This window comes from Chryseobacterium sp. ISL-6 (genome assembly GCF_018613715.1).
GTDB classification, from domain to species: Bacteria; Bacteroidota; Bacteroidia; order Flavobacteriales; family Weeksellaceae; genus Chryseobacterium; species Chryseobacterium paludis.
On record NZ_JAGGPT010000002.1, the window covers coordinates 46007 to 57813 of the forward strand.

Here is an 11807-nt window from a genome sequence, read left to right on the forward strand (position 1 = left end):
AATTTAAATATTTTCAATTGAATACAAAAGGTCTTTATTATTCCAAATTATTAACATCATAAGTCAAAATAATATCTTTAATTTTGCAGGATTATTTAATCGAATGAAAATACTCTTAAGATATCTTAAACCTTACAAATGGTTGATTGCCCTTTCTTTGTTACTGGCCACCATTAATCAGGTTTTTTCTTTATTTGCACCGGCAATTACCGGTAATATCCTTGATCAGCTGGTTACCCATCCTAATTTTTTTGATAAGGAAAAACTCATTCCCAGAAATCTGAATCAATATTTATATGGAAATGGAATTTACCACGGGGCGTTTTATTTTTTAACATTGCTTATCGGAACAGCAATGATAAGCCGAATTGCCAAAGCATTTCAAGATTATGCGGTAAGCGTTATTACCCAAAAGTTTGGTGCGAAAATATTCACTGATGGTCTAAAGCATTCAATGGCATTACCCTACCAGGAATTTGAGGACCAAAGAAGTGGTGAAACCTTATCGATCTTAACGAAAGTACGAGAGGATACGGTGAAATTCATCACCAGTTTCATTAATATATTCTTCGGAATATTAGTCAGTATTATTTTCGTTTCCGTGTATGCTATTCGTTTACATTGGTCGATTATGCCTGTGTATATCTGTGGAATTTTCCTGATTGCTTTTATCACCAATTTATTGAGCAAAAGGATAAAAAACATTCAGAAAAATATTGTTTCAGAAACAACGGCTTTAGCTGGAAGTACTACAGAAAGTTTAAGAAATATAGAAATTGTTAAAAGTTTAGGACTAACCAATCAAGAAGTTATCCGTTTAAATAATAATACGTATAAGATTCTTGGACTTGAGCTTAGAAAGGTTAAAAGTATCCGTTCTTTAAGTTTCATCCAGGGAACGATGGTCAATTTTCTTCAACAGATGATTACCCTGACCCTGTTATTATTAATTTTCAAAAATATTGTTACTCCCGGACAATACCTGTCTCTGATGTTTTATGGTTTTTTTATTTTCGGACCGATGCAGGAAATTGGGAATATTATCATTTCTTATCGTGAGGCAGAAGCATCTCTTAATAACTTTGATCGTTTAATGAAAAAAGAGGTGGAAGAAAAACCACTTCATCCAAAACAAATTGGTGCTATTGAAGAATTAGAATTTAAACATGTTTCCTTCAAACATCAGTCGGCACAGTATAAAGCCTTAAATAATATCTCTTTTGATGTGAAAAATGGAGAAACCATTGCTTTTGTAGGACCTAGTGGTTCAGGGAAAAGTACATTGGTAAAATTACTGGTTGGGCTTTACAGGCCACAGGAAGGAAATATTTTTTACAATACAATTAATGGAAAAGAATTTGACTTTGATGAATTGAGAAATCAAATTGGTTTTGTAACCCAGGATACTCAGCTTTTTGCAGGAACGATCAAAGAAAATCTTCTTTTTGTAAATCCTAAAGCTACAGAAGTGGATTTGGAAATCGCTTTACAGAAATCAAGTTGTACTGCATTATTAGAAAGAGCAGAAAAAGGTATTGAAACGGTTATTGGTGAAGGAGGGCTGAAATTGAGTGGTGGGGAAAAACAAAGAATCGCTATCGCTCGGGCACTTTTAAGAAAGCCCCATTTATTGATTTTTGATGAGGCGACTTCAGCTTTGGACAGTATTACTGAAGAAGAAATAACATCCACCATAAAAAATATTTCAAAGGAAAAGGAACAAATTACAGTTCTTATCGCCCATCGTTTAAGCACTATTATGCATGCAGACCGAATTTATGTACTTGAACGCGGACAAGTCATAGAAATGGGATCTCATGATAATCTAATTGCCGAAAAAGGATTGTATTATGCCATGTGGCGACAACAAATCGGAGAAAGAAAAATGCTTATTTCGGAAGAATAAACAAAGCGCTGAATAAATTATTCAGCGCTTTGTTTTTATTTTAAATGTTGTTTTTCAAAAGAAATTATTCTTTTTGTCTAACAGTTCTTTGTTCAATTCTCTTTTCGAATTTTTCACCCTGGAAAATTCTCTGAATCATAATTCCGGGAATATGTATCTGATTAGGATCCAATTCTCCATCTTCTACTAATTCTTCCACTTCAGCAATTGTAATTTTTGCAGCGCCCGCCATTGGATGATTAAAGTTTCTTGCAGATCCTTTGAAAATTAAATTTCCGGCATAATCTCCTTTCCAGGCTTTTACAATAGAATAATCAGCTTTATAGGCATGTTCTAAAATATGAGGCTTACCATCGAAATCTTTTACTTCTTTACCCTCAGCGATCTCTGTTCCATATCCTGCAGGAGTATAGAAAGCAGGAATTCCAGCCTGAGCTGCTCTGCATTTTTCAGCAAGCGTTCCCTGAGGAGTAAGTTCAACATCTAATTCTCCGGAAAGCATCTGTCTTTCGAACTCTGCATTTTCTCCAACATAGGAAGAAATCATTTTTTTAATTTGTCTTTTATGAAGCAGTAATCCTAATCCAAAATCATCAACTCCTGCATTATTGGAAATACATGTCAAGTCTTTTACATCGCTTTCTACCAATGCATTAATGGAGTTTTCAGGAATACCACAAAGACCGAATCCACCTAACATTAAAGTCATTCCATCCTGAATACCTTCAATGGCTTCCTGTGCATTTTTTACTCTTTTATCAATCATTAAATATTAGATTTTCTGTTGGCTAAATTTAATAATTTTTCTCGTAACTGTGGTAGTCTGGATTTTTATTTGAACTTATAAAAGTTCATATTCGAAAAAACAGGATTTAAAAATCAGTTTACATACTTTTTTATAGAGATCAGATTCAGTAGGCAGATCTTACTTTACATTATTCAAAATCAAGTAATCCGTCTGAAAGTGCTTTCCATTGGATTTTTGATATTCCCACCATTCCTCCTAAACCAATCATCATATTTCTAAGTTTATCAACGAATGCAGCATTATAATTTGGAGATTCATTCCGTCCATATATCGCAGCCGTCAGTTCTTTGCCATTTCTTGAAATAAGAAAAGTTGATGTCGCTTTATCACTGTAAAAATGTGCAACATGATCATTTTGGTCATTCCCTGGGATTTTCGATGGGCTGCAGGTTACTAAAAAACTCTCAAACTCATCAGCAACCTGATGAAATATATTAACAATTTCTACCCAATCATATCCTTTTGCTTCTGCTTCACCGGGACCAGGTATATTAATCCTAATAAAATCTCCTATTTCAGGAGAACGGTCGAGAGGCTTTCCGTTGGAATCAAAAAGTTTAAAATCTGATGTATTTTCTCCGCTAAACTGTTGCCATTGATTGACCGAGAAGAATCTTTCTTTTAAAATACTAAACTTTTCTGCTGCCAATACGGCATCATTATAATACTTTTGACTTTCAGTGTCATGAAATCCGCCTTCTTTTTGTAGTGGTATTCCAGGAATTTTTTTTGGCTTCATTATATCAAATTTAAAATTGAACGTTTTTATCAATCCAAATATTGAATATCAAACTATTTTATTTTTTTCTTTTTAAAATCATTTTATTTTAAGCAGAAAAAACATTTATAATTAACATCATAAAATCCGGTAATTAGAATTAATGCGACAATTTGCAGACCAAATTTTCTTTAGGTACAAAAAAAAGTTCCGTCCAGGTCTTATAACGACAATCCTATCTAACTGAGTATATTAAGATTACATATTAAAAAAATTATTTACTTTTTTTAATGGTCTAGATTTTGGAACTAATACAATAAGTAATTATAAGGTTCAACTGACAAGCGCCGCAAAAAAACAGTATTATGGAAACAAAAGATATATCAAGGGTAGCACTTGGTGCATTTCTCATCTCAGCAGGAATAGGTCACCTTACGTTTGCGAGAAAGGAATTTCAGGCTCAGGTTCCGGAGTGGGTTCCTTTAAAAAAAGATGATACTGTAGTATATTGAGGAATCGCAGAAATCCTTTTAGGAACAGCAGCGATTGTGACTCCTCAAAAGTATAGGAAAACAATGGGAAAAGTTCTCGCTGGATTCTTTGTGGCCGTTCTTCCCGGAAATATTGCTCAATATAGGAACAGAAGGGATTCTTTTGGTCTTAATACAGATAGTCAGAGATTGGCAAGGCTTTTCATGCAGGCTCCATTGATAGCATGGGCACTAAAATCTACAAAGGATTAAATATTTTTTAGAAAGCCAATAACCAGAACTTTTTCCTTATTTTTTTTCTAAAATTGGTCTATATTTGGTGAAAATTATTTACCACATATTCAGACCTGTTAATATAGTTAGTATATTAATTATTTAGCAAACACAAATTAATTCCATGAGAAAAAAAATACCTAACTGCAGCTTAGCCGTTTCTCCTACTCTATATCTAATCACAGATAAAAATATCTTCTTATTTAATTCCAAAGAATATATGACCTAAGATGAAGAAATTCATCGAGATCAATTTTTAAACTTCACCTTTACAAAAATTAATGTATACATGAAAAAATTATTTACCCTAACGCTATTAGCGCTACTATTTACAATAAAGGTCTATTCACAAGAGAAAATCTATTTTGATGAAAACTGGGAAAAGACCACTCAAAATAAAATGGAATATTATCGGGAAACTGAACCAAAAGGTAAGTTTACCTTAATAAAAGATTATTACAAAAACGGAACTCTTCAAATGGAAGGCTTAGCTTCAGATATAACTCCACAAAATGAAGTATATGAAGGAAAAGTGACCTGGTATACAAAAGAAGGAAAAGTAATCAATTCTACCACTTTTTCTAAAGGAAAACAATTGGGTCCAGCTCAATCATTTGATGAGAAAGGAAGAATACTTGAGGATTTCACCTATAATTCAGATGGCGGCTATAAGGGAAAGAGCTACGCTTACAAAGATGTTGAAAATTCATCTTATTTTAATTCTCTAACCATATATGAAAGTCCTGAAGTATATAAAACAATAATTTACGATGAAGACATCAAAGGAATCAGATATGAGACGAGCATTGAGAAAAATGGAGATTCTGAAACTAAATACTACGGGGATAAAGGTAAATCACTTGGTAGTAACAGCTATTCTTCATCCACAACCAATAGTGGTACTGTTGTAGAATATTATTATAATCCAATGCGGGTTTCTAAAATTGAAAAATATAAAAATGGAAATGTAATTGAGAGTACTGTATTTGGCAAAAATGGAAATCTTTTACAAGAAGAGAAAAAAAACAAAAAAGACGGATACAAAACAACCTACGATGAATCCGGAAAAAAAATAGGAAATTTAGTATATAAATCAAATACAGAAGCTGAATATCTTACACCTTACGAAGGTGAAGATTATCAATTTACTTATGATTATTTGCAAATTTCTACCATTGATGTTTATAAAAACGGGTCACTTGTATTAAATAAAAGCTTTAGTGATAATGGAAAGTTATACTCAGAGAAAATTCTTAAAGATGATTCTGTACAGGAAATGAAATACTATAATGATAATGGCACTTTAAAATCCAATATTACCTACAAAAACGATCTGCCTTATAATGGCACTTCATATGATGACCATAATGAACAACTTTATAAAGATGGGGTTTTAGTTCATTCGAAGACATTTTTTGAAGGAACTAAACTGCAATACGAAAAGAAATTAAACGCTGATAAAAACACATATGAAGCAACTGTTTATAATGATAAGGGAGCTATTCTTTACGTTTATAATCAACCAGTGGATGAAAGCTATCTTTTTACGGCACAAATTGCACAATATATCAATGGTAAACCGGCCAACAAAGCTGTTGTAAAAAATGGAATTCTTCAAAGTGGAAAGATTAAACTTAAAATAGATTCTGGCACAAAAGAAATAGAACGCAGTGGAAAATGGATATTATTAAAGATTTATGATTCCAATGGAAAACTTACTCAGGATTCGAAAATTTTAGCCGATTCGGAACAGGATGAAACAAATTATAGCCCCCAGACCGGTATATCGGAAGATAATTTATTGTATAATATTTTTTAAATATAAATAGTCTTTTAAATAAGAGTTTCAGAAAAATAAAAAACCGCCACTTAAAATTTAAGTGGCGGTTTTTATTAGTGTAATAGAACTATTATTGTATAATAAGTTTTAATGTAAATAGTTTTCTGGTGTGAACTTTCACAAAATACACTCCTTTTGGAAGGTTTTCATTCACTAAAGAGAAACGCTGATTATGTACGTTTTTAGATTCATACAATAAATCGCCTGTTGCGGATAATAATTCAATCTTATCAATTGGATAATCACTCTTAATAAATGTAGGTTCACCTGGTTTTGTAGGATTTGGATATAATACTACATTTTTTTCAGTGCTTTTTTGCACATCATCAGTTCCTAAAGTTGATGAAGTAACCTGAAATTGCTTTCTGTTTGAAACTTCAGTATAAGAATCATTGGTAAACATAACCATATAATAATTTCCGGGAGTTGTAGGTAATGCTGCACCGCTTAATGTTTTTGTTCCCTGAGTTATTCCGTCAAAATAGGTATAGGAAACAAAGTTGTCGTCTGGTGTCTGAACACTCTGAGGATAGATTCCCAACCAATCTTTGATGATTCCCGGAGAATCGGTCCATGAAGCAGTAATATTTTCCCCTAAAGTATAAACAGGTTTATTGATCCATAATTCGGTGACAATATCTCCTACTTTAAAGAAAACTTTCTCACCAATCGCGGTGTACCCATCTTCAAGGAAATACTGTGCAAAATAATATCCTTTTGGAAGTCCTGTAAAGTTAAGGCTTCCTGCAGCAGTTGTTACATATTGATAAGTTGCTGAAGTATTAGTTCCCGGGCTTTGTCCCATTTTGTAAATCCCAATCCAGTCTTTTACTAAATTTGGTCCGTTCGTGAAGTTAATTTTCACAGTTCCGCCTACAGGATAAGTATCTGCTGTTGCCTGTAATACTACTTTTGGTCCAACATAGAAATTTTTCCTCGGTGTAATTTCGGTATACCCATCATTAGCAAAAAATCCAGCAAAATATTGCCCTTTTACAGCTAATCCATTATTGAAAGTCGCAGTTCCTGCAGTTTGACCATTGGTATAAAGGTATGTCTGAGAAGTTACAGTAGCAGGAACCTGCCCTTTTTTATAAATTCCGACCCAATCTGTTTGATTTCCAGGTCCACCAGTATAGGTAGCGATAATTGGAGTATTTTGCAGGTATTCTGTGGCATTTAAAGTAAATGTAGGATTTGAAACTACACTTCCAGAAACTTGGAATTGTTTTACATCACTCCAGTCACTCCATTCTAAATTTCTATCTCTGTAACGGGCTTTTACATAATAAATTCCATTAGAAATTGAATTGGCAGGGAAAGTAACTTTTGTAATATCCACTCCCGCATTAAGGTTCTTAGCCTTATCCGGTGTTCCATCTTTTCCAAACCAGTTTTCATAATCACGATAAAATTCTTTTTCAATAACAGAAAAATCTGCTGCTTTACTGATTAGAAACTGTGTGGTATTTAAAAGTTCGCCATTAGGTGATGCAAAAGCACTTCCGTTTAGGGTTAGTGGTAATGTTATAGGACCTGAAAAAGTATTGGTGATACTTGGTTTTGTTGGTTTCGGCTGATTTTTATATCTGTGAAAAGAATCTACAAGTTCATTATATTTCTTAGTATAAACACCACCAATAGAATAGCATTCTACATCTACTTTACCATTGGTTACATCTACTTCTACGATCTGATAGGTCCAGTCTGTTAGTGTTTTCTGAACATCATCAAAATCCTGTTCTGTAGACATTCCCCAATACTGATCCCAGGCAGTTCCACCTGAAATAATCTGATAATTCGGAGTATCTTTTAACTGTCCTCTGTGATACAAATGATGATGCGCTCCAACATGCATTAAATATTTGCTTGATGAAGTTAAAAGAGGAACTGCATTGTTTCGCACCCATGTTGAAATATCACCTACATATTGTTCTGCCTGATAGGGTCTGTGACTTAGAGAAATAATCCAATCTATATTAGGGTCATTATTGGCTTCTGTTAAAATTTGTTGCAACCACGTTTGTTGTGCTGCACCCGTATGTTCAGAGCTTAAACTTACAAATAATACATTTCCAGCTTGCTGAGCATAATAATTTTCATTTCCTGAGCTTATATTATTGTATTTAATTTCATCAATATAAAAGTGAGCATAGTAAGAATTCATCCCTAATGTTCCATATGTTTCATGATTTCCGACTGTTGTCTGAATAGGAAGGTATGGTGATAGTTTAATATTCTTTTTAAAATGAACATTCTCATAATGATCTAACGTCCCGACGTCTACCTGATCTCCTACCATAAAAGTAAGAGCCACATTATCTGAGGGATCTGAGTTCGCACCAAACTTTTGCTTTAATTTTTTAAATGCATTTAAGGTAAGGGTATCATATCTTGGTTCTGCTTTGATCTGGTTATCTCCCATAATCAGGAAGCGTATTTTACCATCTGCAGTAGTAGCTTGTCCTGGTAAAGGAAGGGTTCTGAAATTATATATCGCAGATTCACTTGTACCCGTTTTTATTTTATAATAATACTTGGTATTAGGTTGCAGGCTGGTAATCTTAGCGGTGTGATAAAAATAATTGTTATTATAACCTGTATCTGAAAAAATATTGGTCGTTCCGGTTACGGTAACATTTAAATTTGTTGATGAAGTACCATAAAGCACTGTCGTTTCACTGTTCGATCCGGTTTTCCAATTGACGATCATTGAATTGGGTGTCGGATTTTGTAAATAGGGAAATAATGCCTGTCCAAATGCCATCTGGACGACAAAACAAAGAAGAAATAAACAAATTCTCATAATGGATTAATTTTAGGTGGTGTTGAATGGGGTATTACTGTATTCCGATAAATCTGAAAAGAAATATCCCGTTATTTTTACTTTTTTGCAAAAGTAGATTTCCTATGTAAACTCAGGCTCATGGGAAAGTAAACGCTGTGTTAAGTTTTAGACCGGAAACCCACTGAAAATATCTTGTTTCATAATATAAAATTATTTGGATTATATAAAAGTAATTTTGTACATTTGCAACCTGTTATTCAACCTCTGACGAAAAACGTGTAAGTTGCTTAGCCTTAACATTATATTATCATTAATAATGGATTTATTAAAGTACGTACAAGAGAAGTACATTGCAAAAAAAGAATTCCCGGAATTCAAAGCAGGTGATACAATTACAGTGTATTACGAAATTAAAGAAGGACAAAAAACAAGAACTCAGTTCTTCAAAGGAACAGTTATCCAATTAAGAGGTACAGGTTCTACAAAAACTTTCACTATCAGAAAAATGAGTGGTGATGTAGGTGTAGAAAGAGTATTTCCTATCAATATGCCAGCTCTTCAAAAAATTGAAGTTGACAGAAAAGGTAGAGTTAGAAGATCTAGAATTTATTACTTCAGAGATCTTAGAGGTAAGAAAGCTAGAATCAAAGACGCTGCTTACAAAAAGAAATAATTCAGACAACAATACATACAAAAAGAGGCTTTCTAAATTTAGAAAGCCTCTTTTTATTTATTCATATCTTTAAAAAATGTAAGATTTAGAAATAATGACTGTTAAATTCGAAACAACCTTATTTTTATTCTCATTTAATAAAGTTATACAAAGCATCAAAAAACTTTGGATACACTTCAATATGAGGAAGGTGTCCTACATTATCAAGTTCAACCAATTTTGATCCTATAATTTCACGTTGGGTTTTCTTTCCTAATTCCTGATACTGTCCCATTTTTGCCTGAACTTCTTTGGGAGCTCTGTCCTTTCCTATTGCCGTTCGATCTCTTGTTCCTATAATTAATAGCGTGGGCACTTTAATATTTTTAAATTCATATACTACGGGTTGGTTGAATACAATATCGGTGGTTAATGCTGCATTCCATGCGACTGAAGGATAATCTTTACTTAATGTCCAGCCTGCTAACAGATCCAGCCATTTATCATATTCAGGTTTCCATTGGTTATCGTAATAAAACTTCAACTGATAGTCTTTATAGCTTTGATAAGTATTTTTCAATTCAGACTGGTAAGCTGCATCGATTGTCTGATATTTTGCCAAAACTTTATAATCCTCAAGACCTATAGGATTTTCAAGAATTAACTTCTCTACTACTTCAGGATACATCAGTGTAAATCTCGTTGCAACCATTCCACCCATAGAATGCCCCAGAACAATTAGTTTATTAATCTTAAGTCCATCCAAAATAGCCTTTGTATTGACAGCGAGCTGTGCAAAAGAAAACTGATAACTTTTGGGCTTTGAAGATTTTCCAAATCCGATCTGGTCAGGAATAATTATTCTAAACCCTTTATCTGAAAGATCTTTTGCAGTCTGTTCCCAATAAGCTCCATTAAAATTTTTCCCATGAAGAAGCATAATGATCTTTCCATTGGGATTTTTTGGCTGTACATCCATATAAGCCATTTTCAAATTCTGATTCTGAGAATTCAAATCAACAAAATGAACTTCATAGGGATACTGATAATTAGTAAGCATTCCATCCAAGGGCTTCAACTGGGAAAATACTAAAGTTGGTGCTATCAAAAACAGCATAAGCGTGATTACATTTTTAAAATACATCATGAAATCTTATTTGTGTATTAAAATTAAAAAAACCGTTCCAAAAGAAACGGTTTTTTATTTTTTTATTTTAATTATAAGCTTAAGATAATTGTTCAGCCACTTTCAATTCCTTTTTGGCTGGTAAATTCATCAAGACAATAGCAAAAAGAATGAGTGCAATTCCTGCCCACTGAACCAAAATTACTTTTTCACCCAATAAAACATAAGCCATGGTTACGGATACCGGAAGCTCTAATGAAGAAATAATACTTCCCAATCCCAATCCTGTATTCGGAAATCCCATATTAAATAAAATAGGTGGAATAATAGTTCCAAACACGGCAAGAATAAATCCGTAGGTCCAAAATATAGAATAGTCAAATGAATGGATATGTTGCGTGTTTTCAGTGAAGTTTAAATAAACTGATCTTAATCCATCAAAATAAAGTGGCCCAATCTGAGCAAAGAATAAAAATGCCAGAACCACAATAGAACCTCCCGTAAGCATAATCATACTTTTTCTGAGAACAGGTAAATGAGTCGCCAGCGTATTTGATGTAAACATCGTTAATGTATATGATGAGGCTGCCATTAATCCCCAAAAGACACCATGCCAGTCTAGCTCTATATCAACATTGATAAGATTGGTTGCTAATACGGTTCCCAATAGAACAATGATTGTAGCTATTATTTTTCTTGCATTAGGAAATTTTTTGGTCAAAAAACTTTCTACAACAACACTGAACCATACAGACTGCATAAGTAATACAATGGCTATTGAAACATTGATATACTGAACTGCGATATAGTAAAATAAACTTGTACAACCTAAAGATGTACCCGCTACCAAAAGCATTTTAACCTCTTTACGGGTAGGCGATGGTAATTTTGATTTTGAGGTGACAGTCTGGATGAAATTGAGCATTAAAAGCCCGATCAATCCTAACATAAACTGAGATGTAGTAACCTCAGATGTAGTGTATCCTTCCTGATAAGACATTTTAACAAATGTGGCCAACATACCGTATACACTTGCTCCAATACCGACAAATAACACTCCTTTCAATAAATTTTTCTTCTTCATAATCTTTTTAACAGCCGGCAAAGTTACAATATAATAATTTAATTCACCTTAAGGTAATAGCTCATATAGATAAATAAAATCACCCCAAGCAAGCCTGGGGTGATATAAAAAAAATAATAAA

General features: G+C 33.2%; 10 protein-coding genes. 5 read left to right on the forward strand and 5 right to left on the reverse strand.

The window, feature by feature from the left end; all coding sequences use genetic code 11:
• The first annotated feature begins 103 nt into the window (after window positions 1-103).
• Window positions 104-1906 carry an ABC transporter ATP-binding protein gene (locus J7E44_RS05225; RefSeq protein WP_214826292.1) on the forward strand — a complete coding sequence of 601 codons (1803 nt, stop codon included), beginning with the start codon at window positions 104-106 and terminating at the stop codon, window positions 1904-1906.
• A gap of 64 nt (window positions 1907-1970) precedes the next feature.
• Here the strand turns inward: J7E44_RS05225 and J7E44_RS05230 are convergent, their stop codons facing one another.
• Window positions 1971-2672 carry a CoA transferase subunit A gene (locus J7E44_RS05230; protein ID WP_214826294.1) on the reverse strand — a complete coding sequence of 234 codons (702 nt, stop codon included), beginning with the start codon at window positions 2670-2672 and terminating at the stop codon, window positions 1971-1973.
• A 169-nt stretch (window positions 2673-2841) separates the two neighbouring features.
• On the reverse strand, window positions 2842-3453 hold the full coding sequence (locus J7E44_RS05235) for a hypothetical protein (RefSeq protein ID WP_214826297.1): 612 nt from the start codon (window positions 3451-3453) through the stop codon (window positions 2842-2844).
• A gap of 344 nt (window positions 3454-3797) precedes the next feature.
• Here J7E44_RS05235 and J7E44_RS24205 point away from each other — a divergent pair, with 344 nt between their 5' ends.
• The 3 genes from J7E44_RS24205 to J7E44_RS05245 all read left to right on the forward strand — a co-directional run bounded on the left by J7E44_RS24205 (window position 3798) and on the right by J7E44_RS05245 (window position 6015).
• Window positions 3798-3944 (forward strand): DoxX family protein, encoded by a 147-nt coding sequence (locus tag J7E44_RS24205; protein ID WP_353050446.1) that lies wholly within the window; start codon window positions 3798-3800, stop codon window positions 3942-3944.
• A 12-nt stretch (window positions 3945-3956) separates the two neighbouring features.
• Window positions 3957-4175, forward strand: a complete 219-nt coding sequence (locus J7E44_RS24210; RefSeq protein WP_502757489.1) for a DoxX family protein — start codon at window positions 3957-3959, stop codon at window positions 4173-4175.
• A gap of 310 nt (window positions 4176-4485) precedes the next feature.
• Window positions 4486-6015, forward strand: coding sequence for a membrane-binding protein (locus tag J7E44_RS05245; protein WP_214826299.1), 1530 nt, complete (start codon window positions 4486-4488; stop codon window positions 6013-6015).
• A 91-nt stretch (window positions 6016-6106) separates the two neighbouring features.
• On the opposite strand, the gene J7E44_RS05250 is transcribed toward J7E44_RS05245, so the two are convergent.
• Window positions 6107-8842: a fibronectin type III domain-containing protein gene (locus J7E44_RS05250; protein WP_214826300.1), complete on the reverse strand. Its 2736-nt coding sequence runs from the start codon at window positions 8840-8842 to the stop codon at window positions 6107-6109.
• 298 nt (window positions 8843-9140) lie between these two features.
• Here J7E44_RS05250 and rplS point away from each other — a divergent pair, with 298 nt between their 5' ends.
• Window positions 9141-9497: a 50S ribosomal protein L19 gene (rplS, locus tag J7E44_RS05255; protein ID WP_214826301.1), complete on the forward strand. Its 357-nt coding sequence runs from the start codon at window positions 9141-9143 to the stop codon at window positions 9495-9497.
• Window positions 9498-9627: 130 nt separating this feature from the next.
• On the opposite strand, the gene J7E44_RS05260 is transcribed toward rplS, so the two are convergent.
• Both J7E44_RS05260 and J7E44_RS05265 read right to left on the reverse strand, forming a co-directional pair.
• Complete coding sequence (locus J7E44_RS05260) at window positions 9628-10623, reverse strand: alpha/beta fold hydrolase (RefSeq protein WP_214826302.1); 996 nt, start codon at window positions 10621-10623, stop codon at window positions 9628-9630.
• A gap of 79 nt (window positions 10624-10702) precedes the next feature.
• Window positions 10703-11686 carry an EamA family transporter gene (locus tag J7E44_RS05265; protein WP_214826303.1) on the reverse strand — a complete coding sequence of 328 codons (984 nt, stop codon included), beginning with the start codon at window positions 11684-11686 and terminating at the stop codon, window positions 10703-10705.
• Between the last annotated feature and the right edge of the window lie 121 nt (window positions 11687-11807).

What these genes read in the sequence shown, in the direction of transcription:
- J7E44_RS05225 (WP_214826292.1), top strand. Translation starts at nt 104, where the DNA reads ATGAAAATACTCTTAAGATATCTTAAACCTTACAAATGGTTGATTGCC.
- J7E44_RS05230 (WP_214826294.1), bottom strand. Translation starts at nt 2,672, where the DNA reads ATGATTGATAAAAGAGTAAAAAATGCACAGGAAGCCATTGAAGGTATT.
- J7E44_RS05235 (WP_214826297.1), bottom strand. Translation starts at nt 3,453, where the DNA reads ATGAAGCCAAAAAAAATTCCTGGAATACCACTACAAAAAGAAGGCGGA.
- J7E44_RS24205 (WP_353050446.1), top strand. Translation starts at nt 3,798, where the DNA reads ATGGAAACAAAAGATATATCAAGGGTAGCACTTGGTGCATTTCTCATC.
- J7E44_RS05245 (WP_214826299.1), top strand. Translation starts at nt 4,486, where the DNA reads ATGAAAAAATTATTTACCCTAACGCTATTAGCGCTACTATTTACAATA.
- J7E44_RS05250 (WP_214826300.1), bottom strand. Translation starts at nt 8,842, where the DNA reads ATGAGAATTTGTTTATTTCTTCTTTGTTTTGTCGTCCAGATGGCATTT.
- rplS (WP_214826301.1), top strand. Translation starts at nt 9,141, where the DNA reads ATGGATTTATTAAAGTACGTACAAGAGAAGTACATTGCAAAAAAAGAA.
- J7E44_RS05260 (WP_214826302.1), bottom strand. Translation starts at nt 10,623, where the DNA reads ATGATGTATTTTAAAAATGTAATCACGCTTATGCTGTTTTTGATAGCA.
- J7E44_RS05265 (WP_214826303.1), bottom strand. Translation starts at nt 11,686, where the DNA reads ATGAAGAAGAAAAATTTATTGAAAGGAGTGTTATTTGTCGGTATTGGA.